The sequence below is a fragment of the Acinetobacter sp. YH12227 genome, assembly GCF_013417785.1.
Classification (GTDB): domain Bacteria; phylum Pseudomonadota; class Gammaproteobacteria; order Pseudomonadales; family Moraxellaceae; genus Acinetobacter; species Acinetobacter gandensis.
Genome location: NZ_VPDH01000057.1, coordinates 1 through 24,925 on the forward strand (window position 1 = coordinate 1; position 24,925 = coordinate 24,925).

Annotated in this window: 22 protein-coding genes; 13 read left to right on the plus strand and 9 right to left on the minus strand. The window is 36.6% G+C overall.

Features of this window, described 5'->3' with window-relative positions; genetic code table 11:
• Positions 1 to 103: 103 nt before the first annotated feature.
• From FTV09_RS12505 to FTV09_RS12515, 3 genes are all read right to left on the minus strand, one after another.
• Positions 104 to 259 (minus strand): hypothetical protein, encoded by a 156-nt coding sequence (locus FTV09_RS12505; RefSeq protein WP_180058495.1) that lies wholly within the window; start codon positions 257 to 259, stop codon positions 104 to 106.
• Positions 260 to 434: 175 nt separating this feature from the next.
• On the minus strand, positions 435 to 989 hold the full coding sequence (locus FTV09_RS12510) for a thermonuclease family protein (RefSeq protein WP_180058496.1): 555 nt from the start codon (positions 987 to 989) through the stop codon (positions 435 to 437).
• Between the two features lie 236 nt (positions 990 to 1,225).
• Positions 1,226 to 2,143: a LysR family transcriptional regulator gene (locus tag FTV09_RS12515; RefSeq protein WP_180058497.1), complete on the minus strand. Its 918-nt coding sequence runs from the start codon at positions 2,141 to 2,143 to the stop codon at positions 1,226 to 1,228.
• A gap of 94 nt (positions 2,144 to 2,237) precedes the next feature.
• Between FTV09_RS12515 and FTV09_RS12520 the strand changes: the two genes are divergently transcribed.
• The 5 genes from FTV09_RS12520 (at position 2,238) to FTV09_RS12540 (ending at position 7,602) form a co-directional block, all read left to right on the plus strand.
• Positions 2,238 to 3,479: an acyl-CoA dehydrogenase family protein gene (locus FTV09_RS12520; RefSeq protein WP_180058498.1), complete on the plus strand. Its 1,242-nt coding sequence runs from the start codon at positions 2,238 to 2,240 to the stop codon at positions 3,477 to 3,479.
• Between the two features lie 137 nt (positions 3,480 to 3,616).
• Positions 3,617 to 4,738, plus strand: a complete 1,122-nt coding sequence (locus tag FTV09_RS12525) for a phosphotransferase family protein (protein WP_180058499.1) — start codon at positions 3,617 to 3,619, stop codon at positions 4,736 to 4,738.
• A complete protein-coding gene (locus FTV09_RS12530; protein ID WP_180058500.1) occupies positions 4,735 to 5,433 on the plus strand; it encodes a histidine phosphatase family protein in 699 nt (232 codons plus the stop codon). The genes FTV09_RS12525 and FTV09_RS12530 overlap by 4 nt, the downstream gene beginning before the upstream one ends.
• Before the next feature lie 48 nt (positions 5,434 to 5,481).
• Complete coding sequence (locus FTV09_RS12535) at positions 5,482 to 6,225, plus strand: SDR family oxidoreductase (RefSeq protein ID WP_180058501.1); 744 nt, start codon at positions 5,482 to 5,484, stop codon at positions 6,223 to 6,225.
• 330 nt (positions 6,226 to 6,555) lie between these two features.
• The gene (locus FTV09_RS12540) at positions 6,556 to 7,602 is read left to right on the plus strand and encodes a fatty acid desaturase (protein WP_180058502.1); all 1,047 of its coding nucleotides are present in this window, start codon (positions 6,556 to 6,558) and stop codon (positions 7,600 to 7,602) included.
• 69 nt (positions 7,603 to 7,671) lie between these two features.
• Here FTV09_RS12540 and FTV09_RS12545 read toward each other — a convergent pair whose 3' ends face one another.
• Positions 7,672 to 8,121 carry a hypothetical protein gene (locus FTV09_RS12545; protein ID WP_180058503.1) on the minus strand — a complete coding sequence of 150 codons (450 nt, stop codon included), beginning with the start codon at positions 8,119 to 8,121 and terminating at the stop codon, positions 7,672 to 7,674.
• A 469-nt stretch (positions 8,122 to 8,590) separates the two neighbouring features.
• Entirely contained in the window at positions 8,591 to 10,054 is a 1,464-nt protein-coding gene (locus FTV09_RS12550) for an alpha/beta hydrolase-fold protein (protein WP_180058504.1), read from the minus strand.
• A 178-nt stretch (positions 10,055 to 10,232) separates the two neighbouring features.
• Here FTV09_RS12550 and FTV09_RS12555 point away from each other — a divergent pair, with 178 nt between their 5' ends.
• Together FTV09_RS12555 and FTV09_RS12560 are read left to right on the plus strand one after the other, a co-directional pair.
• Positions 10,233 to 10,952 carry an SGNH/GDSL hydrolase family protein gene (locus FTV09_RS12555; RefSeq protein ID WP_180058505.1) on the plus strand — a complete coding sequence of 240 codons (720 nt, stop codon included), beginning with the start codon at positions 10,233 to 10,235 and terminating at the stop codon, positions 10,950 to 10,952.
• A gap of 100 nt (positions 10,953 to 11,052) precedes the next feature.
• Positions 11,053 to 11,649: a uracil-DNA glycosylase family protein gene (locus FTV09_RS12560; protein WP_180058515.1), complete on the plus strand. Its 597-nt coding sequence runs from the start codon at positions 11,053 to 11,055 to the stop codon at positions 11,647 to 11,649.
• A 109-nt stretch (positions 11,650 to 11,758) separates the two neighbouring features.
• Here FTV09_RS12560 and FTV09_RS12565 read toward each other — a convergent pair whose 3' ends face one another.
• Complete coding sequence (locus FTV09_RS12565) at positions 11,759 to 12,196, minus strand: hypothetical protein (protein WP_180058506.1); 438 nt, start codon at positions 12,194 to 12,196, stop codon at positions 11,759 to 11,761.
• A 136-nt stretch (positions 12,197 to 12,332) separates the two neighbouring features.
• Between FTV09_RS12565 and FTV09_RS12570 the strand changes: the two genes are divergently transcribed.
• Positions 12,333 to 13,049, plus strand: a complete 717-nt coding sequence (locus FTV09_RS12570; RefSeq protein ID WP_180058507.1) for a class I SAM-dependent methyltransferase — start codon at positions 12,333 to 12,335, stop codon at positions 13,047 to 13,049.
• A 30-nt stretch (positions 13,050 to 13,079) separates the two neighbouring features.
• Here FTV09_RS12570 and FTV09_RS12575 read toward each other — a convergent pair whose 3' ends face one another.
• Entirely contained in the window at positions 13,080 to 14,633 is a 1,554-nt protein-coding gene (locus tag FTV09_RS12575) for a phospholipase D family protein (protein WP_218950178.1), read from the minus strand.
• A gap of 126 nt (positions 14,634 to 14,759) precedes the next feature.
• Here FTV09_RS12575 and FTV09_RS12580 point away from each other — a divergent pair, with 126 nt between their 5' ends.
• The 3 genes from FTV09_RS12580 (at position 14,760) to FTV09_RS12590 (ending at position 18,388) form a co-directional block, all read left to right on the plus strand.
• Positions 14,760 to 15,875 carry an S-(hydroxymethyl)glutathione dehydrogenase/class III alcohol dehydrogenase gene (locus FTV09_RS12580; protein WP_180058509.1) on the plus strand — a complete coding sequence of 372 codons (1,116 nt, stop codon included), beginning with the start codon at positions 14,760 to 14,762 and terminating at the stop codon, positions 15,873 to 15,875.
• 270 nt (positions 15,876 to 16,145) lie between these two features.
• On the plus strand, positions 16,146 to 17,165 hold the full coding sequence (locus tag FTV09_RS12585; protein WP_218950177.1) for a flavin reductase family protein: 1,020 nt from the start codon (positions 16,146 to 16,148) through the stop codon (positions 17,163 to 17,165).
• Between the two features lie 38 nt (positions 17,166 to 17,203).
• Positions 17,204 to 18,388 (plus strand): acyl-CoA desaturase, encoded by a 1,185-nt coding sequence (locus FTV09_RS12590; RefSeq protein WP_180058510.1) that lies wholly within the window; start codon positions 17,204 to 17,206, stop codon positions 18,386 to 18,388.
• Between the two features lie 141 nt (positions 18,389 to 18,529).
• Here FTV09_RS12590 and FTV09_RS12595 read toward each other — a convergent pair whose 3' ends face one another.
• Positions 18,530 to 20,122, minus strand: coding sequence for an ATP-binding cassette domain-containing protein (locus FTV09_RS12595; RefSeq protein WP_180058511.1), 1,593 nt, complete (start codon positions 20,120 to 20,122; stop codon positions 18,530 to 18,532).
• A gap of 708 nt (positions 20,123 to 20,830) precedes the next feature.
• Here FTV09_RS12595 and FTV09_RS12600 point away from each other — a divergent pair.
• Positions 20,831 to 21,901, plus strand: coding sequence for a 3-deoxy-7-phosphoheptulonate synthase (locus tag FTV09_RS12600; protein ID WP_180058512.1), 1,071 nt, complete (start codon positions 20,831 to 20,833; stop codon positions 21,899 to 21,901).
• A 277-nt stretch (positions 21,902 to 22,178) separates the two neighbouring features.
• On the plus strand, positions 22,179 to 23,366 hold the full coding sequence (locus FTV09_RS12605; RefSeq protein WP_180058513.1) for a PilT/PilU family type 4a pilus ATPase: 1,188 nt from the start codon (positions 22,179 to 22,181) through the stop codon (positions 23,364 to 23,366).
• A gap of 58 nt (positions 23,367 to 23,424) precedes the next feature.
• Here the strand turns inward: FTV09_RS12605 and FTV09_RS12610 are convergent, their stop codons facing one another.
• On the minus strand, positions 23,425 to 24,606 hold the full coding sequence (locus FTV09_RS12610; RefSeq protein WP_180058514.1) for an MFS transporter: 1,182 nt from the start codon (positions 24,604 to 24,606) through the stop codon (positions 23,425 to 23,427).
• Positions 24,607 to 24,925 lie beyond the last annotated feature (319 nt).

Here is a 24,925-nt window from a genome sequence, read left to right on the forward strand (position 1 = left end):
GGACAAAATGACTCCAGATGAGTTTTACTATGACCAGCTACCACAACAAAATAAGGTAGCTTAACTAGAGCAGAATATCACTTATAAATAAGCTTTTAGTTGTTCAAACAAGTGGGACCACCTCTAATAACCAAGCTAAATAAGACAGGCGACCAAAACGTCCTTCAGGTGATAAAGGATGATCGGCTTTACTCGTCGCTGTTTGATATTGATTTGAAGATGGAAAAGGATTTAAATCACTTGTACTGAGTTCTGTCATTTTTGTATCCAATATTTTATTTTTTATTTAATTCATAATGTTTATGCAGCAAGCGTATTTTAAGGAAAAACCATAATTGGTCAATTTTTATTTAAAATTTAATAGCAAGATTTTAATAACTAGGTTTTAAAAATAAGGACGACTTTAAATATTCAGCCGTCCTTGCGTAATTTTTTTATTTTTGCAGTTTACGATATTCTTTTGGACGCATAGGGCGGCTAGCTTTCCATAAACCCTTTTTTTGCTTACGCGCTTTGTCTTGTAAAGCCATCATGTGTTTTAAATGATTTTTATCGCGAATATATTCCTCATAAACCCATGCGGCGCCACGTTTTACCATTTCTTCATTCATACTTCTACGATAACGGTAAATCACACCAACACAGCGACCATAACGGTCTACATCCGTAATTTGTACACGTACAAATTTTTTATAAACCATAGATTTGATTAGCCTTGCTGATTCTTTACCATAAGCTTGAGAGGACTCAGGTGCATCAACATAAGCAAACCGTAGTTTAGTTTCAGAACGACGCAAATTCATTCGATAGCAGGTGAGTGTATCGCCATCACTAATACTAGATACGCGGCAAAGATAAGATTTGCCTTTTTTAAATGGTCTAAAAAAATCATTCAAAAAAACTGAGACTTTATAGACGATATAGAGGGTAATAAGGCAGAGAATTGCACCGAGTGCGAGTAACCAACTAGCAGGGAGATTAGACAACATAAAGCAGCAATATGTACAAATACATATTTTAAAAAATAAGTAAGTTATTTTAAAAGAAAATCAGTTTTTAAACTGTTGAATAAAACAACAAACAGTATTTCAAACCCTTATAGAACAAGAGCTTGATCTTAAATTAGACAAATATTCATTGCATAAATCGAGTTTTAAAATTGTATAAAGTTTTAATCAATAGCTCGTAATAGCCTAAGCAAATAAAGTTTCCTTATCGAAATAGCCTAAGCGAAAATTTTAGAAATTTCGCTTCGCAAAAAGGAATGTCTAAAATTATCTTCCAGATCTATATGCCAATACATCCCCATATTAATTTTAGGCAGTTCAACAGGAACATTAAAAATCTTCAAACTATCTGCAACTTGTAAATGTGTCAGAATATTCTTTGGAATCGTTAAAATAGCATTGGGTTGTTCAGTCAAAATTTGTAGCGCAGTTGAATAGTGCTGGCAGCGTAAGAAAATTTGCCGTGAAAGTTTTTTACGCTTTAAATAAATATCCTCCACCAACACACCTGTACGACGTGAGGAAACACCAATGTGAGGGCATGAAAAGTAACACTGCTCATCCATTTGTGTATGTTGACTACATACCACAAACTCGTCTGTAACCAATTTTTGAAAAGCGACTTTGTCGCCAAAATTTTGTTCTAGATCAATAACAAAATCTATTTGCTGCGCAGCTAGGTCCGCGACTATTGTTTTACGGTCAAGTTTAAGACTTAAAAACTGAATGTCTAATTGGCTTTTTTGAAAATGGTGTACGAGTCTTGGAAAAATAATAGGTTCAATTTCATCGTGCACTGCAATTTTTAAGGTTTGTACCATGGTTGGATCAAACTGTTGTTTTTGCATCGATATGCTTTGAATCGCAATCAAAGCATTTTTAATCACAGGATAAATTTGTTCTGCGAATGGCGTAGGCAACATTTTTGCACCTGCACGCACAAATAAATCATCCTGTAAATGTTGTCTTAAGCGTTGTAGTGCGTGACTTGCTGCTGATTGGGTAATACATAGAATTTGTGCAGCTTTAGAAATACTTCGTTGCTCATAAATAGCCACAAAAAGTGGATACAAATTGATATCGATTCGGTGAAATAGACTCATATCGATGATAGATTTTTTATGAATTGTATTCATATTTAAATATGGGATTAAATCATTTTGTTCATATTAGATTTCAGGTTATGGTGTTGTAAAGATCAAAGAACAGAATATTTTGAGGGATGATGCCATGTTTGAACTTTCAGCACGTGCACAAGACTATATTGAAAGAACTAAGAAATTCATTAAGGACGAAATTGAACCGATTGAAACGGAATTTTGGGCTGAAGTACATGAGCTGAATCAAGGTGGTGATTGGACGAAATGGCAGTGGCCAGCGCAACTAGAAGTACTTAAACAAAAAGCCAAAGAGTCAAATCTTTGGAATATGTTTTTACCTTGTGAAAAATTAGGACAAGGCTTATCTGTTCAGGAATATGCCCATATTGCCGAATTGTCTGGACGCAGCTTGTTAGCACCTACAGTATTTAACTGTAATGCACCTGATAGCGGCAATATGGAAGTTATTTGGCGCTACGGTACAGACGAGCAAAAACAGCAATGGTTAACGCCTCTGCTTGAAGGAAAAATTCGTTCTGTTTTTTGTATGACAGAGCCTGCTGTAGCTTCAAGTGATGCAACCAATATGGAAGCAACAGCAGTTGTAGAAGGCGATGAAATTGTTCTAAATGGCCGTAAATGGTGGTCATCAGGTTTAGGCGATCCAAACGCAAAAATTATTATTTTTATGGCACATACGCCAGACGAAAACAAAGACCGTCATCACCAGCATTCTATGGTTTTGGTACCAGTTGAAACGGCAGGAGTTAAAATCGAACGAATGTTGCCGGTATTTGGTGATTACGATGCGCCACATGGCCATGGTGAAATTAGCTTTAATAATGTCCGTGTACCCGTATCCAATTTTATTGGCGGTGCAGGTCAAGGTTTTGAAATTGCGCAAGGTCGCTTAGGGCCAGGCCGAATCCATCATTGTATGCGTTGCATTGGTGCTGCTGAAAAATCATTAGAAATCATGATTGATCGTGGTATGACCCGCACTGCTTTTGGTAAAGAAATTTTAAAATTGGGTGGAAATTTGGAACGTGTTGCAGAAGCGCGTGTTGCGATTGACCAGGCCCGTTTATTGACCTTATATGCTGCTTATAAAATGGATACCATGGGCAATATGGCAGCTTTGACAGAAATTTCGGCCATTAAAGTCGTTGCACCAAGTGTATTAGAAAAAGTAGTCGATATGGCAATACAAATTCATGGTGGTGCAGGTGTATCCCGTGACACGCCATTGACAGGATTCTTTGCTCAAGCACGTTCACTACGCTTGGCAGATGGGCCAGATGAAGTGCACAAAGGTATGATAGCGAAGCTAGAGCTAGCAAAACGTGGTTACAGTTCACGCCGCAAAAAATAAAGTAAATGTGAGACATAGCATGGTTTGAATATACAAGCCATGTTATAAAAATAAAGCAATAACATAGCTGTAGGGCACCAAAAGCAACGCTTTATAGTAAAAGATATATACTAAGATTAGGGTTTAGGAAGAGCAGCATGTCAGTAATTGATGTAGGTGGTTCAGTTCGTGATGGTGAAGAACTTGATGTACGTGCCGTAGGAAATTGGCTGATAGAACACGGTGAAGAAATTTCTGGGCCTGTAGAAGTAACACAATATTCAGGCGGTGCTTCAAACTGGACGTATCGTTTAAAATATGAAAATGCTGATTTAATCTTGCGTCGCCCGCCAAAAGGAACTAAAGCCAAATCTGCACATGACATGGCACGTGAATATAACGTGCAAAAGGCATTGTCGGAGTTTTATCCCGTATTACCAGAAATGGTTGCACTCTGTCAGGATGAATCAATCATTGGTTGCGACTTCTATGTCATGAAACGAGTAGAAGGGATTATTCCACGTGCAAATTTACCTAAAGAGCTAAATTTCAATGAAACGCAAGTACGTGAATTGTGCATCAACGTCATTGATAAATTAATTGAGCTACATCAAGTCCCGTATGAAGGCACAAGTCTCGAAAAACTTGGCAAGGGTGAGGGTTATTGCCGTCGCCAAGTAGAGGGCTGGGATGTACGTTATGAAAAAGCGAAGACCATTAACGTGCCTTCATTTAAATATGTACGTAAATGGCTGAAAGATAATATTCCTGAAGACAGTAAAACTTGTGTGATTCATAACGATTGGCGTTTTGATAATGTCATCTTAAACCCTGAAAAACCAACTGAAGTTATTGGTGTATTGGATTGGGAAATGGCGACGTTGGGTGATCCACTCATGGATTTAGGTTCTGCATTGGCTTATTGGGTTGAAGATTCGGATAATGCGATATTTAAAGCGACACGCCGCCAACCAACAAATTTAAAAGGTATGTTCACGCGAAAAGAAGTGGTGGACTATTATTTAGAAAAAACAGGCATTCAAACGGATAACTGGGCATTTTATGAAGTGTTTGGCATCTTCCGTTTAGCTGTTATTGCACAACAAATTTATTACCGCTTCTATCATAAACAAACCAATAATCCAGCATTTAAAGACTTTTGGATTGTTATTCATGCCTTACATATTCGTGCACTCAAACTAATTGGCTTACAAAAAATCGAAGCCAATGAAGTGGCGCAAAAGTACATTGATAAAATGAAGGAAATTTTAGGGAAATGACCACCATTTATCTAATCCGACATGGGCAGGCTTCATTTGGTGCAGAAAGCTATGACAAGCTTTCTCCCAATGGTGAATTACAGGCGCAAGTTTTAGGACGTTATTTTGATGACATTCTAAAAGAAGCGCCTTATGTCGTAGCAGGATCTATGCAGCGCCATCAACAAACAGCGACTTTGGCTTTGACAGAATGTTTTCCAGAAGCTGATGTCGTGACGGACAATGCGTGGAATGAGTTTAATCATCAGCAGGTCTTTGCTCAATATGAACCTAGGTTTAATGAGCCGCATTTACTCAAGCAAGATGTCGCAAAAGAAGCCAATCCGCGTGCGTACTTAGCAAAAATCTTTGAAGGTGCAATTGAGCGTTGGACAGGTGGTGAATATCACCATGAATATGAAGAATCATGGCCAACCTTTAAAAACCGTGTTGAAACGGCTTTGCAAAACCTGTGTGATGAATTGGCAAAAACGAAACCGCGTTATGCAGTCGTATTTACCTCTGGTGGTGTGATTTCTGTCGCAGCAGGCAAAATTTTAGGTTTAAGCCCAGAAAAAACTTTTGCCTTAAATTGGGCGATTGCAAATACAAGCATGACTACGTTGCGTTTAGTTGGAAATGAGCCACAACTACTCAGCTTGAATGAACATCACTTTATTAAAGCTGAAAATCCAAATTTACTTACATGGATATGAAGTAAATCCTTTGTCGTAAAAGAACAGAAAAGTTATAGGAATTTAAACATGGCAAAAACAGTATTAATTACCGGTGCAAGTTCAGGTATTGGCGCAGGTATGGCGCGTGAATTTGCACAAAAAGGCTATAACTTAGCAATTTGTGCACGTCGTTTAGAGCGTTTAGAAACTTTAAAGCAAGAACTTGAAAGCAAATATGGTGTTAAAGTCATTGCAAAGACTTTAGACGTGACCAATTACGAGCAAGTTTTTGAAGTGTTCCGTGCATTTAAAGATGATTTTGGCACTTTAGATCGCGTTATTGTGAATGCGGGTGTAGGGGAAGGTCGTCGTATTGGTAAAGGTAACTTTGAAATAAACCGTTCAACTGTAGAAACCAACTTTATTTCTGCATTGGCGCAATGTGAAGCTGCTGTTGAAATATTTCGTGCACAAAATTCAGGCCATTTAGTGGTTATTTCATCCATGAGTGCTATGCGTGGCATGCCAAAACATTTAACTGCCTATGGCGCAAGTAAGGCAGGCGTTGCTGCATTGGCTGAAGGTATTCGTGCTGAATTAATTGATACACCTATTAAAGTGACCACAATTTTCCCTGGTTATATCCGTACTGAAATTAATGAAGGTGCGAAGAAACTTCCTTTCGAAGTCGATGAAAAGACAGGATCACGTTTACTTGCGGCTGAAATTGATAAAGAACCAGTAAAAGCCTATGTACCTAAATGGCCATGGTTGCCTCTTGGTCTTGCAATGAAAGTGCTGCCATTACGAATTGTCAATAAATTGGGTTAACAGATTAAGAAAGCTCTATATTCTTGATTCAAATAAAAAGCTCCATTTGGGGCTTTTTTTAAATTCATTTTCTACCATTCAACACAAATAGATTTATACATTGTAAATCGTGTATTCACACTAAGAATTTTCTTTGCAGACACTAAATAATTTTAAACGCATATAGGTTTTTATAAATTGAGTATTTACTCAGTTCACCATGTATTAAATCTATGAAAATAAATGATTTGTAGATTAAATAAGCAGATGAGTCAGGAAATCTTCAATAGCGATTTCCTTTTTTTTAATTTGCTTTAATGTACAACTGTTCATGAATTATAGGTTTGTTCTATGTCTTTTTCTTCAGAAATGACTGATCAGCAGCGTATTGAAAAAGTAAGAACTGTTGTGACGCAAGCAGGAGAAGATTTACGTAAGCAGTATCCGATTTTAAAACATCAAAATTTTATCGGTGCAGCAATTTTAGTTTTTGCCTTAGTGGGAATGGCTGCATGTTCTTGGGCTTATGCTATTGGTTTCTTACCAGCATGGGCATGTGTTATTTTGGTTGCTATTTTTGCTTCGCTGACACATGAGCTTGAACACGACCTAATTCACTATATGTATTTAAAAAAAACACCTTGGGCGCATCATTTAATGTTGGCTTTGGTGTGGTTAGCTCGTCCAAATACAATTAGCCCGTGGGCACGTCGCCGTTTACATTTAAATCATCATAAACTTTCCGGTTCAGAATACGATTTAGAAGAACGCGGAATTAGTAATGGTATGCCATGGGGCTTACGCCGCCTTTTGGTGATTAGTGACCAATTAATGTCTGTATATATTCGTCCTTTTCAAATGTTAAAAATGATGGCGCAATTTAAAGAAAAACAACCTGAAAATGAACGTAAAAAAGCAGTTATTGAACAACTGACAGGGTTTATTCCATTAAGTTTTATCTATTATGGTTTATGGTATGTGTTCGTCATTTATCATTTGGTCAATGGCGTTGCACCTTTGCTTGGGCAGAGTATTAATTGGTCAGTAGCTTTAGTTAAGGCAATGCCAACGATAAACTTTTTGGCAGTAATATGGATTATTCCTAACTTTATTCGCTCATTCTGCTTACAGTTTATCAGTTCAAATATGCATTACTATGGTGACATTGATCCACGAGATGTCATTAAACAAACACAAGTATTAAATCCTTGGTGGTTATTTCCATTTCAATTATTTTGTTTTAACTTTGGCTCAACTCATGCAATTCATCATTTTGTTGTGAAAGAACCATTTTATGTCCGTCACTTAACCTCTAAAACGGCGCATAAAGTAATGCGGGAAGTAGGTGTTCGTTTTAATGATATTGGTACGTTTAAACGTACCAATAGATGGAATTAAGCCAAGACGCATAGCCTATTTATAAAATGCTCTCATAGTGAGGGCATTTTTTATGCTTAATGAATATGTTTAATGAAAAAGCTTTCCTGCTTGTTGCAGTATTTCCTTACCTGATTTTTCAACAGTCAAAATCACTTCAGGTGTTTCATCGGCACCCATAAAGATTCGATCGACTGAATAAATGTATGGGCCAGATTTGAAAATATATGTATGGTTTCCACTGCTGCCACTAAATTCAATTTTTCCTTTTTTGAGTACAAGCTCAGGCTTTGAACACATCTTTTTATCCGCTTCCCATGATGCGCAACGAAATTGACCATTCGGCATTTCATCAATTCGAACTAAATAATCATCAGTTTTAAAACGAATTTCAGGAGACTTAAATTGCTTTAAGCTAAAGTACAACTCACTCTTTTGTTGTTGAATTAATTGTTTCAACAATTTTTTTTCAAGTTCAGTACTATAATTTAACGCAAAAATTTTACCGCCATTTAACCAGACTGTGCCATCGTCTAACATAATTCCGCGCCAACCGGCATTACTCCATTGAGCTGATTTCGAGTTGGCAATTTTATCGATAAGGGCTTGATAAAAACTTGTTCAAAACGTGTCGACATTTCAGCCGAATTTTTGATTGTTGAAATCGGTTCGGGACGTTCAAGTGGATAATCAATTTGAGCAATAATTTGTGCGCGGTTATTTTTTTTTGAATATTTGAATGACGTTATTCACTTGCTTTAGTTCAATCGGCGTTAAAGCTAGGACATCTGCACTCGCCACAAGCAGAACGGCACATAAAGAAAATGATTTTATCATTATGAAATACCAAGATAACGGTCAATATTAGAGGCTCAACCTTGAAATCCGTTAAGCATCAAATAATTAACATAAACTCCAATGGGTACACTGTCAAAAATTAATTAGTAGAAAGTTCAGTATTAAATGAACTAATTTACTTCAGCTAAAATAAATTAGTTCATTTATTTTCTTATAACGACTTAGAGTCGAAATGCTGTAAAGCATCTTGAATGGCCACCTGCCAAACAGCATAGGAATGACCGCCGATATATGATTTATAGGTCACATCATGACCTTTTTGTTTTAAATCCTCTGCGACTACAGGTGATGTCTCTAAAATGCTCAGCTCATTATTGTTGCGTGAGGTTTCATAACTATTTGCAGTAATAAACCAATGTTGCGGACTATGTAGGTTTTTTTCACGAATAATTTTACTCATACCATTGGGTAGGTCTGAATTTTCAGCTTGCCACCAGAATGATCCCGACAATGGAACAACGTGACTAATCATATTAGGGTTTTCAAGGGCTAAGTATGCAGAACTTAATCCACCTAAACTTGAGCCAAGTAATACAGTCTTATTGGCGTTTACCGTTTGTGGTGCATTTTTTTTAATCCAGGGCATCAGCTCTTGATTAAAAAATGCAGAAAATTCTTTATTTGGTGTTAGTTCTTTGGGACGGATTTGCTCATTAGGAGGTGAGACAAAAATCGCTTGTATCGGTGGTAATTTACCTTGCTCAACCAATATATCTAATGCTTTTGGTACATTTAGAAGTTCATTATAGTGTTGACCATCAAAGAAAATCGCTGTGATGTAATCTTGGTTTAGCTTAGCTTTGGATTGATAAATGCTAATCGTACGTACATTATTGAGTAGCTTACTTTCAAGTTGATGCTTTATTAGACTGGGTTGGGCAACGTCAGGATATTTTTTAGGATTAATAAATTTAGGCGCAAGTTTTAAAGCCACTAAATTTTCATTCCGTAAACCTGAATTGTTATTTTTTGCCAAATAAGCGTTATTATTGAAAGGATCTATTCGTTGAACTTGTATGACAGTACGACGTTGGCTGCGAGATTCTTTTAAATTAGGATTCAAATGAGGGCAGTAATTTGACAGATAGCCTTCAAGATTAGGTAAATCGACAGCAAAGCTATAACTACCAATATAACGATTATCGATAATTGACTCCTTAAACCAAACATCGCTCTTTGGCATCCGTGTTAACCATTCATGATCGTTACTCGGACCACCAATAAGACGAACATTATGTTTTGCACCTTTCCATAGAAAAATAATACGACTTTGTTGATCATTTAATGTTTCAATAATAGGCGTACCACTTTTATCAATTTTTGCCCAAAATTTATCTAAAATTTCTTTATTTTTACTTGGATTTATTTCAATTTGCTTTTGTAATTGCGTTAATAACTTACTCTCAGGGCTTATTGCTTCACATGGTGCAGCATATTCCAATTGCGTCTTTATAGGTGAGTGATTGAGTTCAGTTTGATCTACCACGACATTATTTTGATTTAAAGACGGTATTGGCAATGGTTTAGGTGTTTGTGCTATTGTGGCTGTACTCAATAAAGCTAAAGACGTTGTAAAAATAAAACAAGAAAGCGGAGATATTGGAAATTTTGACATTATAGATTTATGGCTAAGATATTTGTATAAATAATAATGATTCTTATTCTTGAATTCCAGCTAAATGTTTTGGATAATTGACTTGATCTGTTTATATATTAAGCTTTCTGGCATGCAAGCCAATACATAAGTTAAGAAATATCATTAATATAGACTTTAAATATTTTAGATCACAGCTATGTTTCTGAAAGCTTCCACCTTGTTACTTTTACCCGCTTTGATAGTTCAAGGCTATATCGTCAAGCAAAAAACGCCTCGTTTGCCTGAACCTGATGGCGAGCGCTGTGGTATATATGGGCAAGGTCGACCAACACTTTCCCTCTTAATCTTAGGTGATTCTGCTGCTGCAGGGGTTGGTGTGGTTGCACAAGCGGATGCCTTACTCGGTCAGCTATTAACCTTATTATCGCCTTACTTCATTATTGAATTTTGTCTAGAAGCAACAACAGGACATACGACAAAACAAATATACCAGTCCCTTGAGCGCGTGGAATCGCGACAGTTTGATATTGTGATTAGTTCTGTCGGGGTAAATGATGTGACCAGTTTGCAACAACCCAAAACTTGGATTAAAAAACAAAAAGAGTTATATCAAAAAATTCAGCAGAACTTTCAGCCAAAACTCATCATTGCTTCGGGTGTTCCGCCAATGAATGAATTTCCTGCTTTACCATTTCCATTGTCTTGGTTATTTGGTCAATATTCTGCTCAAATGAATGAACTTTTAGCTAAATATATTGCTACACAAAAAAATATGCAGTTGATTCAATATGATCTAAATGAATACCGTGAAAAAAACTTAAGTATGGCGCGTGATGGTTTCCATCCCAGCAAAGAAATTTATCAGCTTTGGGCTGAAAAAATAGTCGCGATCATTAAAACGCATAGCAACATTTAGAAAATTTGTGTAATGCGAGTCACCTCATTTGAGTTAATAAAATATGTCAGAGCAAAAAGAGACATTGAGCCAAACACGTTTAAGTGAATTGGAACAGGACATGGGACAAAGAGAAGGCCAAATTGAAAGACATCCGCTTGAGCCATTTTTACCATCAAACGCAAAATTATTGATGCTAGGCAGTTTTCCACCACCGAAAACGCGTTGGAAAATGGATTTTTACTATCCAAACTTTCAAAATGACATGTGGAAAATTTTTGGCCTATGCTTTTTTAACGATAAATTCTTTTTTTTGGATGTTGAAAATAAAACGTTTAGAGAGCAACTGATTCGTGAATTTCTAAATGAAAAAGGCATTGCAATTTTTGACACCGCTTATGAAGTTATCCGCTTAAAAGGCAATGCTTCTGATAAATTTCTCAAAATTCATACGCCCACAGATCTAACTGTATTGCTCGATAAAATGCCAAAGTGTCATAGCATGATGACCACAGGTGACAAAGCTACAGATACTTTAATGCTGTCCATGCCTGAAGGGACTCAAAAACCTGAAATTGGACATTCAACACAAACTACATTTCATGGACGTGACATGCGTTTGTATCGAATGCCGTCATCCTCTAGAGCTTATCCGCTGGCTGTGGAAAAGAAAGCGCAAGCTTATGCGGTACTCTTTAAAGACTTGGATATGCTCTGATTATTGAAATTTATACGGCGCATTAAACGCGCGTTAGCATATTTACACGACATGATTAAGCAAACAGCAATTGCACCTGAAAAGATGTTTTGACTAAGCCTTCGATGCACTAACCATCATATTCAACATAGTCCCACAAATTTAATCGCGCTTTAATGTCTTTACGAAGATTAGGAAGTAAAGCCAATAAGGTGCCATCAATCCACAGGCTCAAGGCTTGTGCTGAAATTTTTTGATTTGCCTCATCAACAATTTGAGCACCTTTTACCATAACTAAGGTTTCTTCATTGGCTGCGGTTTCAATACCTTTAAACAAGAGCTGAAGTTCATGCCCTGTGTCTTGTATCAACCATTCAAGTTCAATTTGAATATTTTGGCTCGATTTTAAAACAGCTTGGCCTTCAAGGTTATCATTGTCATTGAGGCAATCGTATTCGACACGAACTTTCGCTAAAAACCAATCTTGTCCACCTAATTCATTAAGGGTGGTAAATGGTGTCAAAATGTCACTTAAATTAAACTGACGACTCAAATCAAAAAATTGCATGAGAAAATGTTTGGGAGATATACAAAAAATAAAGCGTGAATGTTAAAGCATCGTAAACAGTGAGTAAAACCTTTGCAGTGATTGATCTTTATTTTGTATAAATAAGCAATCAATACTAATTAATCAAATTTTTAAAATGACAAATATAATTCAGGATGTACCCAGTCCTATTGATTTAAGGAATAAAAAAGATGCAGAACAGTGGGCAAATGAAGTTAATATTAAACGTCCCTGGCGTTATGCTTTTTTTGAATATTATGCTTGTTTAATTAATAAGCTTTCAGCCGGTCAAGTTTTACGTGTATTAGAACTCGGCTCTGGACCCGGCTATTTAGCTGAATACTTATTAAATCATTGTGCAAATATGCAATATACCGCTTTTGATTTTTCTAAAGCGATGCATAACCTATCAATAAAGAAGTTACTTACTAAAAGTAATATAGTGTTAAAAGATATAGAGCATTATTGTTTTTCAGACAATGAACAAGAAAGTCAAAAACATATTCAAATTGGAAATCATCAATGTACATTTATCCTTGGAGATTTTAAACAATCTAGCTGGACAGGTGTAATGGCGAATAAGTTTGATGTCATCATTATTCATCAAGCTTTACATGAGCTAAGACATAAGCAACATGCAAGCCATTTCCATGCTGCTATCAAGCAAAATTTAATGCATGAAAAAAGTATATATTTGGTCTGTGATCATTTATATGCTCAACATGCTATGCAAAATAATCATCTTTATATGTCACAAAATGAACATTTACACTGCTTAAAAACAGCGGGCTACAACTCAGTTAAAATAGCCTTAGAACGACAAGGTTTATGTCTTTTTTCTGTCCAAAATTGAATAGAGAAATAATTTGTAATTTAAATGCAATTACATCATCCATTCAATTGGAAGGTATGAAACTGCTTTCATACTAAAACGTTGAAATTTTGTTGTTTCCGGATCATGTGTATAAGTAGTGATACTGCCATCTGATTTATGGTCTAACCAGTTGATTTGACCATTTTGATCTAATTTTAATTCGTAAGCTATTTGCGGTAAATAATGATCCAGTGACTTGGAAATTTCATCTTGTAATTTATCAGATTGAATCACTAAACCAACTTCGGTATTTAAATTTGCAGAACGTGGATCAAAGTTGAATGAGCCGATAAATACCATGCCATCTATATCAAAAAATTTGGCGTGTAAACTAGAGGTATTTTTACCCTTGGCAGGAATAATATTACCTGTCATTACTTCATACCACGTGCGTCTTGTACGCTCGATATAGGGTTTAAACTCATATAGTTTGACACCACTTTTTAGCAAATCTTGACGATAATTTTTATAAAATGCATGAACCAAAGCCACGTCATTAGCCAAAAATGAATTCGTCAAAACTCTCACTTTGACATTTTTCTTTGGAAGACTGGTTAAATAGTCTGTACCTTTTTGTGTTGGAACAAAATAGGCCGAAACCAATTCTAAGCGTTCTTTGGGTTGACCCATTAATTTAAAAAATTGTGTATAGATCAGTTCTTCAGATTTAGCTTCACCACGTATCTTATTGGGTGTATCTGCTACAAAATGAGCTTTGGCCCAATTAATAGGTCTGAGTTTTAATTTATCAGCCAATTCTTGCTGCGCGTATTCAATGCGTTTTTCATCAGGATTAATATTTTGAGCATCATCAACGTATTTCAATTTAAGTCTTTCTAGGTCTTGCTTTTGGCCACTACCAATGAGCTGTTCTACAGAAAAACTTAGTTCATCATTCCAAAATTGATGAAAAGATGAATTTGCTTCTTGAACGACTTTACCTAAAAACAGGATATCTAGATCAGTAAATTGAAAACTTTCACTGGCGTCAAAATATTCGTTGCTGATATTTCGTCCACCGATTACTGCGACAAAACCATCTGCAACAATTAATTTGTTATGCATGCGGTGATTGATATGTTTCAACCGAAAAGCGTAATCAATGACACGTAAATGTCGAAATTTATATGGATTGAATAATTTAATAGAAATATTGGGATGTAATGCGAGTACCTTTAGGGTGTCGTCAAGCTTTGTGCCATTTTGATCATCAATTAACAAGCGAACTTTAACGCCACGGTCAGCGGCTTGAAGTAATTCCCTTAGCATTAAATGCCCAATGGAATCGTTTTCCCAAATGTAATATTGAAGGTCGAGCGAGTGTTGTGCATTACGAATTAAGTGCAAGCGCGATGCAATGCTCAGGAATGCATCGTCTAATGCTAAATAAGCTGTTAAGCCTTGTTCAATCCGATCATTTTGAATTTGGCTTCCAATCCAATTTTTGGCATGTGGTTGAATGGTATTCTCTGGTTTAGCTTGATTAGGTGGCAAAGTGCATCCCGTCATTATGCTGAACGTAAGTCCCAAACCGAATACACCATGAATTGCTCGTATCTGCATCATTATTTTAAGGTTATAAAATCATTATAAAATCATCATAACATCATGTTTTAAGGTTGTATCCATGCTTAAAAAGAGGTTACTGTAGCTCATCTGTTAATATCAGCTCTACAGGAAGTTTTAGACATGAAATCACGTGCAGCCGTAGCTTTTGGTCCAGGTCAGCCATTAGAAATTGTTGAAATTGACGTTGCACCGCCGAAAGCTGGTGAAGTATTGGTTAAAATTAGCCACACCGGTGTGTGTCATACCGATGCATTTACATTATCAGGTGATGATCCTGAAGGTGTTTTCCCAGCAGTATTGGGCCACGAAGGCGCAGGTGTTGTGGTTGAAGTAGGTGAAGGTGTAACTTCTGTGCAGCCGGGCGATCACGTTATTCCTTTGTACACTGCAGAATGTGGCGAATGTTTATTCTGTAAATCTGGTAAGACCAACCTGTGTGTCTCTGTTCGTGCGACACAAGGTAAAGGTTTAATGCCAGATGGTACGACACGTTTTTCTTATAATGGTCAACCAATTTACCATTATATGGGTTGTTCAACTTTCTCTGAATATACCGTTGTAGCCGAAGTTTCTTTAGCGAAAATTAACCCTGAAGCAAATCATGAACATGTCTGCTTATTAGGCTGCGGCGTAACTACAGGTTTAGGCGCAGTAAAAAATACAGCTAAGGTACAAGAAGGTGACTCAGTTGCTGTATTTGGCTTAGGTGGTATTGGCTTGGCTGTGGTTCAAGGTGCGAAAAAAGCTAAAGCCGGTCGTATTATTGCAGTAGATACCAACCCAGAAAAATTCAAATTGGCTGAAGAGTTTGGTGCTACCGACTTTGTTAATCCAAAAGACCAGGATCGTCCTGTACAAGAAGTTATTGTTGAGATGACAGGTTGGGGTGTAGATCATTCCTTTGAATGTATTGGCAATACAAATGTAATGCGTTCTGCGCTCGAATGTGCGCATCGTGGTTGGGGACAATCTGTCATCATTGGCGTAGCGGGTGCAGGTCAGGAAATTTCGACTCGCCCATTCCAACTTGTAACAGGTCGTACATGGAAAGGAACTGCATTTGGTGGTGTGAAAGGTCGTTCACAATTGCCTGGTATGGTTGAAGAGGCAATGAATGGTGACATTAAATTAGAACCATTTGTAACTCATACTATGGGACTAGACAAAATTAACGAAGCTTTTGACCTGATGCATGAAGGTAAATCTATTCGTTCAGTTGTACATTTTGAAGATTAAATTTTAGATAATTTGTTCTATAAAAATGTAAGTACAAATTAATCATCTTTTGTATGAAAAGACTAGGCTGAGGCCTAGTTTTTTATATGAATGAAAAGTATGAGAAAAAAATGGAACTTGCATAAAGTTACACATTGTTAGACAAAAAATGATGAAAAATGCCAAATGATAATTTTTGTCCTATATTCACATGGAGAGCTTGGCTGTCAAAATTTAATGTAACCCTAAATTAATGAACAAATGCATATTAAAACATTGGGCAAGGTAAATATGACAACAATGAACTATAAACCAGAATGGATCCGGGAAGATTTTATTGATTTTATCGCAGAAAAGTTTGATGCAATCTGGGCATATAAAAAAGTAAAAGCACAGTTAGTGACGCAGCGTCAAATAGGGCAAGAATTTTATGAGCTGAGTTTTCAACCCAACCACAATTTCAATGCTCAACAGTATATTCCAGGCCAATGCGTTCTGGTTACCGTTGTACATGCTGGCGTACGTCACCAACGTAGTTACAGTATTGTGGAAATCAATCCTCAAGGTCATGTGGTTATAGCAGTCAAAAAGCAAGGTAAGGTTTCGAATGTATTAAGCCAACTTAGACAGGGCGACATCGTGGAATTATCACAGCCCCAAGGTGATTTTGCTTTGACTTCAACTCTTGATCAACCTGTTTTACTACTGGCATCTGGCAGTGGCATAACTTCTATTTTTGCTTTATTAAAGCAGTTGGCTTCACAAAACCGTATTGTCGATCTTATATATTTTAGCCGTGATGATGCTTATTACAGCCAAATCAAAGCTTTAATTGAAAAAAGTAAAAATTTAAATTTTCATGCAGTTAATACATTAAAGACCCCGATGCATTTAAGCAAAGAACTACTACAGCATATGGTTCCTAACTATGTTGAGCGTGAGACTTATGCATGTGGTGCAAATGCAATGATGCAAAGTATTCAGCAAATTTATGCGGAACAGGGTTTGCTCAATCAACTAAAAACTGAATTTTTCCAACTGCAAGTTGATGAAACTGTGGAAGCGCAAGCTGTGACCTTTAGCTTGGCGCAACAAGACTTCATGGCTACAGGCAATCTACTAGAAAGTGCAGAACGTGCGGGACTAAAACCCGCGCATGGTTGTCGTATGGGTATTTGTAATACTTGTTCGTGTACCAAACAGCAAGGTTCAGTTAAAAACTTGCTTACAGGTGAGATTGATCATGCCAACAATACACAAATTAAACTGTGTATTTCTCAGGCAATCAGTCCAGTACGTATTCAGCTCTAAATCAATAACGAAGAATTAAAAGAAACAGGGGAAATACCATGAATCAGCCAGTGAAACATATAGATCACAGCGTGCATCAAAATAGCAAATCACGTTATCTATCATCTGAGCAAGTGGAAGAATTTGGCGCAAAAGTCGAGCAAATCCGCCGTGACATTATGGACAGTGTTGGTGAAAAAGACGCAGCCTATATTTATAAAATACGAAACTTTGTACGTTATAGTGAAATTGCCTCGCGCAGCATGTTGATGTTCGGTGGTTGGATTCCACCTGTGTGGCTATTCGGGACTGGCTTACTCGGTGTGTCTAAAATTGTAGAAAATATGGAGCTGGGTCACAATGTAATGCATGGTCAGTTTGACTGGCTAAATGACCCAAGTTTAAGTGGCGCGAATTATGACTGGGATACCATTGCGACAGGTCAAGATTGGAAATACACCCACAACTATGTACATCACACTTATACCAATATAGTCGGAATGGATCATGATGTGGGCTATGGGCTTGTACGTGTGAGTGAAGCGCAAAAATGGGAGCCGCGTTTTCTATTTAATATTCCACTTGCAATACAACTGATGGTGTTTTTTGAATGGTACGTCGGCATTCAACGCTTACATTTAGAGGATGTCCTGATCTATAAGACCAAAACATGGAAGGAGGTCTGGAAAGATGCGACGGATGTACGTCAAAAAATTAAACGCCAAGTCGTGAAAGATTATGTATTTTTTCCATTGATTGCAGGGCCGAATGCGATTCCTGTGTTTGCTGGCAATGCAGTAGCGAATGTCATTCGTAGCTTGTGGGCTTCAGCAGTCATATTTAATGGTCATTTTACTGAAGATGCTGAAAATTTTGAAATGGACAATATTGACAATGAAACTCGTGCAGAATGGTATTTACGTCAGATCCGTGGTTCAAGTAACTTTAGCGGAACACAATGGCTGCATATTCTAAGTGGTAACTTAAGCCATCAGATTGAACACCATTTGTTTCCGGATATGCCTGCAAATCGTTATGCTGAAGCTGCACCTAAGATTAAAGCACTCTGCGCGGAATACGGTATCCATTATAATGAGGCAAGTTTTATGAAACAGTTCGCAAGCGTTTGGGTAAAACTCGCTAAGTGTTCGTTACCAAATGATTGGCGTTCGGAACTTAAAGAACGTTCAACCAAGTTTCAACAGAGCCTGAAAAATCAATTATTAAATAAAATAGGTTTATAGGCATCAAAGCATGAATGTATAAATTGCATCATTCATCTAAATTTATCTAAATAAGATAGATCTATTTTTAGTTAAACCGAGTGTGTTGTACATACTCGGTATTTTTATTACTTATGTATCTGATGAAGAATAGCGTAAGAGCTATTCTTTTGAATCTTCAATTTCAACATAGTTTTGAATTCCACAAGCCTGAACAAATTCAGCATCATGCGAAACCAAAATGACAGCACCTGAATAGTTTTTGATAGCATTCGCCAATAGGTCTCTAGATTCAATATCTAAATGATTTTCTGGTTCATCTAAAAGCAATAACTCAATATTTACGGGATAAAAACTTAAACCCAGTAAAGCTACTTTTAATCGCTCACCACCGCTTAAACATTGGATTGGAAGTTCTGATTTATCTCCCCGAATTCTGAGTTGACCGAGCTGATTTCGCCATTCTGTTGAAGAAATTTTAGGATTGAACTTTGCCAAATTGTCTAAAACGCTCAATTCGGACTTTAGCTGACTAAAATTTTGATCTAAAAAAAGTGTGCTGACACATAAATAAATATCTGAATTCAATTGTGCATTATATTGATTTAAAAAACTTAAAAATCTTGATTTACCAATTCCATTGCTGCCTCGTAAATGGATTTTTTCACCCGACATTAGTCCAAAATGAATAGGCTTATGTTTGGTTTGTGGCAGCTTGAAATTATTTACTCTTAAAATTTCACCTGATTTACTTGCATGATGATTTAAGTAAAATTGCTGATTTTTGAACTGCTCGAGCTGCTTTTGAGTGTTTAAAATTCGCGATTTCTTTTCCTCTAGTTGCTTTTTTTGCTGAGTTTGAATGGTAGATAAGCTTTGGCCTGCCTGCTCTTTTTTAAAGTCGAGTAGCACTTTAGCTTGAGATTTTGAGCAACGAAGTTGTTGTCCTTGTTGCACTCTTTTTTGTGTTTTAACTTTTATTTCATGCTGTTGTCTTTTCAATTGTTTTAAATCACGCTTTTGTTGTAGAACATGACGTTCAAGAGCCGAATTTTGTAGGTTAAGTTGTTGAGTATAATCAGTATAGCTGCCACAAAAGCTTGACATACCATGCTCATTGAGCGCGTAAATATGAGCTGCATGTTGTAGTAATGCTCTGTCATGAGTAACGATTAATGCACCTGAAGAATGTGCTTTTAAACAATCAATTAACCATAGACGTGATGCATAATCTAGATGATTACTGGGCTCATCAAGGAGTAAATAGTGATCAGTTTTCAAAAAAAGGGCACAGAGCGCTAATTTGGTCTTTTGACCTTCACTTAGGCATGAAATTGGGTAATCTAATTGTGTCGGAAGATTTGCTTTTAATAACTGTTGTTGCCACAGTAGCGGTAAATGCCATTGATGTTCAGTCATTTCAAAATCTTCAAAACGACCGATACCAGATTCAATACGCTGAAAAGCTTGGTATAACGGGTCTACACCTAATGCATTTGCAATGGTATCGGCTTGAAGCCTTGAAAATTGAGATAGATAAGCATGCGGCATTTGCCATGAAACTTCTCCTTCATAGGGAATATCATGGACACTTTGAAAATGTAAAATTTGTAGAATTAAAGATTTACCTAAACCATTGCGCCCAATACAAGCGGATAACTGTTGTTTAGCTAGATTCAATTGAAGATTTTTGAATAATGTTTTTGATGAAAACTCTAAACTGAGCTTACTCACAATACATGCGGATTGCGTCATACGTGCACATTGCGATAAAAAAGTGTGCAAAAACAATAACTAATTTTTATAAAAATAAGAAAATAACTCGAAGGATTCAAAGTGTGATGAAGCTATTCGTCATGTGTTTGCACATCATAAAAATGGAAAAATTAATGATGAGAAAAACAGGACTTACTTCATTGGCAGATACTCGAATGGGACAGAAAGGGAAAGTCATAATTTGACTGACACATTTTCAAATTTTAGCGAAAGTTGTTTTTTTAATCAATTTTTTTCGAATTGAATAGAGTGTTTTAAAGCTGTAAATATTGGAGATTGAATGTAAATATTTTTTAAAAAGCTATTGTCAAAGTAATGAATACAGCGTATTTTAAATTACAGACAAGCAACTTTTTTTGATGAAATCAAAATGATTAAGCAGCCAGTTTCTTCTAACGCATCGTATTATTTTTGGCAATTTAGATAATTGCCTGAATGCATTCGGGCAAAGAAATGGTTGCCCACCAAGTTTATACCTGATCGGCAACCCTGGTCAGGTTTTTTTATGCCTTGATTTTTATATATTTTTTGGAGAATTCACATGTACACATTAAACGTTTCATATTTTAGCAACTCTTATTGGTTTTACTTTAGTCAGTCTATGTCTAATGCCTTGCAATCCCTAAGTCCCACAACGCTCAGATAAAAGATCGGACTGTCATAGAAACAGTCCAAAGGAAATAATCAATGAATGCTTTAAATACTGCTTTACAACAAACTCAAGCGACTACAATTTCGTCAACAGAAACGATTTTAAGTTTGCCGCATCAGCTGAAAAAACAACTCCCATTATCAGCGAACTTAGCAGCACAGATTGAACAACATAGAACAACCATAGAAAATATATTAAATGGCGTTGATCCGCGTCTCATGGTTATCACTGGACCATGCTCAATACACGATCCTATCGCAGCACTAGAATATGCTGAAAAATTAATTGAACTCCAAGCACAAGTTTCTGACCAGATTTTCCTCGTAATGCGTGCATACATTGAAAAACCTCGTACTACTGTAGGCTGGAAAGGTTATATGTATGACCCAACTTTAGATGGCTCATCGAATATGCAACTTGGTTTAGAAAAGTCACGTGAGCTTTACCTACAAATTATAGAAAAAGGCTTGCCGATTGCTTCTGAAATTTTAAGTCCTATGGCGACAGCATACTTCGATGATTTGTTAGCATGGGGTGCAATTGGAGCACGTACGAGTGAATCACAAATTCACCGTGAAATTTCAAGTCATATGCCGTATAGCATTGGCTTCAAAAATGGTACAGATGGCTCAATCCAAATTGCACTCGACGCGATTCAATCGGCGTCAAATTCGCATCAATTCATGGGGATGAGCCAAAGTGGTTTACCATGTGTATTAAACTCTGTGGGTAATCCTAAAGCACATTTAATTCTACGTGGTTCAAATTCTGGCCCAAATTACCAATTGGCTGAAATCGAGAAAATCCGAGAAAAAGCCAAAGGCGAATTACCTGCATTAGTAATTGACTGTAGTCATGGTAATAGTCATAAAGATCCTTTGAAACAACCCGAAGTATTACGCACAATCGTTGCTCAAAGAGTAAAAACACATGTTCGTGGTGTAATGCTGGAAAGCCATTTGGTGGACGGAAATCAGAAAATTTCATGTGATATGACTTATGGACAGTCTGTAACTGATGGATGTTTAGGTTGGGATAAAACAACCACTCTAATTCAGCAAATTGCCAATGATTTACGTACTGTGAGCTTAAAGCGTAGTGCCTAAAGCTTTTAAAAGTTAATTATGAATTTATGCCTCAAAAACATGTGTACTTGGGGCAATATTTTAAATACGCATTGTACCCACGTAAATTTTAAGCAATGTAATAAGAAGAATAAAAAAGTGTGATAAATATCTCATTAGGAAATAATTAAATTATTTAATTCAATGATTTAGGTTTGTATATTTTGTTTTTCTTATGCACAATAAACTGTGATTAAATTCAAAACAAATAATAATTCAGTTTTGAAGTTGAAGCATTAACTATGCGTTGGGGAGAAATATGTATACCGCTGAACTGCTTGAAGAAGCACGTCGTTTTATGTTCCATATGTTAACTAAAGTTGTTGAATATGGTGGCTCAGATTTATTTATTACAGCGGATTTTCCACCAAGTATTAAGCATCAAGGTTTAATGAAACCCTTTGGACAACAAGAATTAAATGCTGAAAAAACCAAGCTATTTGCTTATAGCTTAATGAATGAAAAGCAACGTAAAGAGTTCGAGACTGAGCTTGAATGCAACTTTGCAATTAGTGTTCCGAATGTTTCACGTTTTCGTGTCAATGTATTTCAACAACAGCTTCACGTTGGGATGGTCATCCGTACCATTACTGCTGAAATTCCAAATTTTGAAAAGTTACAATTACCTGCTTCTTTAAAGCATGTCATTATGGAAAAACGTGGGCTTGTTTTAGTAGTTGGTGGAACTGGCTCAGGTAAATCAACCTCATTAGCAGCTATGATTGATTACCGAAATGAAAATTCAGCGGGTCATATTATCACGGTTGAAGATCCCGTTGAATACGTACATAAACATAAAAAGTCGATGATTACTCACCGTGAGGTTGGCGTGGATTGCCATTCTTGGCATAACGCACTGAAAAATACCTTACGTCAGGCTCCAGATGTTATTTTAATTGGTGAAATTCGTGATACCGAGACCATGGAACATGCGATTGCCTTTGCCGAAACCGGTCATCTCTGTTTAGGTACTTTACACTCAAACAATGCCAATCAAACTCTCGACCGTATTATTAACTTTTTCCCAGAAGAACGTCGAAATCAATTGTTGATGGACTTGTCTTGTAACATGAAAGCGATTATTTCACAGCGTTTAATTCGGACTGAAGATGGTAAAGGACGACGCGCTGCAGTTGAAATTATGCTGAATACGCCATTGGTGTCCGATCTCATTTTAAAAGGTGATTTTCATGAGTTAAAGCCAATTATGGCGAAGTCACGTGAACTGGGAATGCAAACATTTGACCAAGCTTTATTTGACTTATATAACGATGGTGCAATTTCCTATGAAGAAGCATTACGAAATGCAGATTCGACCAACGAACTTCGTTTACAGATTAAATTGAAGAGTACACGTGCGATTAACTCTGCCAATGCAGCTCAGGGCTTTAGTATGGTGGAAGAGAAAAAAGAAGAAGCAGAAGCGAGCGAAAATACAGAAGCTTGATCCGAATAAAAAAAGACCTAAATTTTTAGGTCTTTTTTTATTCTATGGAATATGCGGTCTATGCAGTAGCTGCTTTTTTAACAATCACCAAACGGTAATAAACCAAGCTCACAAGAATGAGAAGGGCACAAATGATGTACGCCAAGCTATAACCCGCATCACTAATCACCATGCCGAGTGCCAATGAACCAATCGCGATACCTAAATCGTAACAAGTGAAATATGTCGATGTTGCATGACCAATACGGTGTTTTTGTGAACGTTGAATAGATATTGTTTGTAAACATGGTTGGGCTGAACCAAAACCCATACCAATTAATACGGCAGCAAACATAAAGCCAGTGAGGCTTTCGATCTGACTCAGTACAAATAAGCCAGCAGCAAATAATAACAATGCAGGATAAATGACATAACTCGGGCCTTTACGGTCATAAATTTTACCAGTAAAGGGACGTAAGCTCATCATTGCTATGGCAAATACAGCAAAGAACAGCCCAGCATAGCTTAATAAGTGTTTCGATTCTGCAAATGTTGATATAAATGACATAATGCTGGCATAACAGAAAGACACCATCATTGCCATCAATGCAATAGGCAAGGCTTTAAATTCAATAAAATCATTTATGCTGAGCTTTTTCTTTTCTACTGAAGCAGTTGACAGAGGTTTATTGGCAAGTGGAATAAAGAAACAGAAGATATAGCCCAACACTACACAAGCCGTCAAAATAGCCGATACAGCAGCAAATGAAATATGTTGGATTAAACTCAAGCCGATTAATGGTCCAAGCACAATCCCTAAATTAATTGAGATCAAAAAATATCCCATACCTTCACCCTTACGTTTGGCTGGAATAAAGTCATTTACAATAGGGATCGTTACCGTAGTTAAAATACTGAACCAAATTCCGTGTAGGAAGCGAATTGCCATGAGGAAATTCATGTTGTCTGCAAATAAATAAGCAAAACAGAATAAACAAAACATAGTTTCAGACATATAAAGCGTTTTTTTTGCGCCAAATTTTTCGATAATTAAGGCACTAAATGGTCTGATTGCAATTGCCGATGCCATAAATAGAGTCATTGCAAGGCCAGCTTGTGACAAGCTACCACCTAAATCATTAACAATATAAATCGGTAGAATAGTGGTTTGTGCAAAATAAAAGATGAATAGAAACAAGTTGTTTGCTAAACATAATAGAAATGATTTATTCCATAATGCTTCAGCATTGAAATCAGTCATGGGGCACCAGCGTATAGATACTTTAGACCTTATCTGTGCTTATGATTATAGGGATGCTAAGAGGTAGCTTATTTTTGAATTACACAAATGAAGGTGGGGTGAATATAATTTAACCATTATATATGAAAAGTCAACTAATGTAATAATTAGTTATCATATTTTATTTATATGATGAATAAAAAATAAAAAAATACTCTGTACACGACAAATTTCACAGAACCCTTATCCTATCAGGCTTCTGCCTTCTTAAAATTGCCAAAATCTCCTTAAACTCTTCTTTTTTCCCAAAACCAATTAAACGCTGAATCGCCATTTGAAC

Bases quoted from the DNA above. Each gene is read 5' to 3' on its own strand.
- FTV09_RS12505 (WP_180058495.1), bottom strand. From the start codon at position 259: ATGACAGAACTCAGTACAAGTGATTTAAATCCTTTTCCATCTTCAAAT.
- FTV09_RS12510 (WP_180058496.1), bottom strand. From the start codon at position 989: ATGTTGTCTAATCTCCCTGCTAGTTGGTTACTCGCACTCGGTGCAATT.
- FTV09_RS12515 (WP_180058497.1), bottom strand. From the start codon at position 2,143: ATGAATACAATTCATAAAAAATCTATCATCGATATGAGTCTATTTCAC.
- FTV09_RS12520 (WP_180058498.1), top strand. From the start codon at position 2,238: ATGTTTGAACTTTCAGCACGTGCACAAGACTATATTGAAAGAACTAAG.
- FTV09_RS12525 (WP_180058499.1), top strand. From the start codon at position 3,617: ATGTCAGTAATTGATGTAGGTGGTTCAGTTCGTGATGGTGAAGAACTT.
- FTV09_RS12530 (WP_180058500.1), top strand. From the start codon at position 4,735: ATGACCACCATTTATCTAATCCGACATGGGCAGGCTTCATTTGGTGCA.
- FTV09_RS12535 (WP_180058501.1), top strand. From the start codon at position 5,482: ATGGCAAAAACAGTATTAATTACCGGTGCAAGTTCAGGTATTGGCGCA.
- FTV09_RS12540 (WP_180058502.1), top strand. From the start codon at position 6,556: ATGTCTTTTTCTTCAGAAATGACTGATCAGCAGCGTATTGAAAAAGTA.
- FTV09_RS12545 (WP_180058503.1), bottom strand. From the start codon at position 8,121: ATGTTAGACGATGGCACAGTCTGGTTAAATGGCGGTAAAATTTTTGCG.
- FTV09_RS12550 (WP_180058504.1), bottom strand. From the start codon at position 10,054: ATGTCAAAATTTCCAATATCTCCGCTTTCTTGTTTTATTTTTACAACG.
- FTV09_RS12555 (WP_180058505.1), top strand. From the start codon at position 10,233: ATGTTTCTGAAAGCTTCCACCTTGTTACTTTTACCCGCTTTGATAGTT.
- FTV09_RS12560 (WP_180058515.1), top strand. From the start codon at position 11,053: ATGGGACAAAGAGAAGGCCAAATTGAAAGACATCCGCTTGAGCCATTT.
- FTV09_RS12565 (WP_180058506.1), bottom strand. From the start codon at position 12,196: ATGCAATTTTTTGATTTGAGTCGTCAGTTTAATTTAAGTGACATTTTG.
- FTV09_RS12570 (WP_180058507.1), top strand. From the start codon at position 12,333: ATGACAAATATAATTCAGGATGTACCCAGTCCTATTGATTTAAGGAAT.
- FTV09_RS12575 (WP_218950178.1), bottom strand. From the start codon at position 14,633: ATGCAGATACGAGCAATTCATGGTGTATTCGGTTTGGGACTTACGTTC.
- FTV09_RS12580 (WP_180058509.1), top strand. From the start codon at position 14,760: ATGAAATCACGTGCAGCCGTAGCTTTTGGTCCAGGTCAGCCATTAGAA.
- FTV09_RS12585 (WP_218950177.1), top strand. From the start codon at position 16,146: ATGACAACAATGAACTATAAACCAGAATGGATCCGGGAAGATTTTATT.
- FTV09_RS12590 (WP_180058510.1), top strand. From the start codon at position 17,204: ATGAATCAGCCAGTGAAACATATAGATCACAGCGTGCATCAAAATAGC.
- FTV09_RS12595 (WP_180058511.1), bottom strand. From the start codon at position 20,122: ATGACGCAATCCGCATGTATTGTGAGTAAGCTCAGTTTAGAGTTTTCA.
- FTV09_RS12600 (WP_180058512.1), top strand. From the start codon at position 20,831: ATGAATGCTTTAAATACTGCTTTACAACAAACTCAAGCGACTACAATT.
- FTV09_RS12605 (WP_180058513.1), top strand. From the start codon at position 22,179: ATGTATACCGCTGAACTGCTTGAAGAAGCACGTCGTTTTATGTTCCAT.
- FTV09_RS12610 (WP_180058514.1), bottom strand. From the start codon at position 24,606: ATGACTGATTTCAATGCTGAAGCATTATGGAATAAATCATTTCTATTA.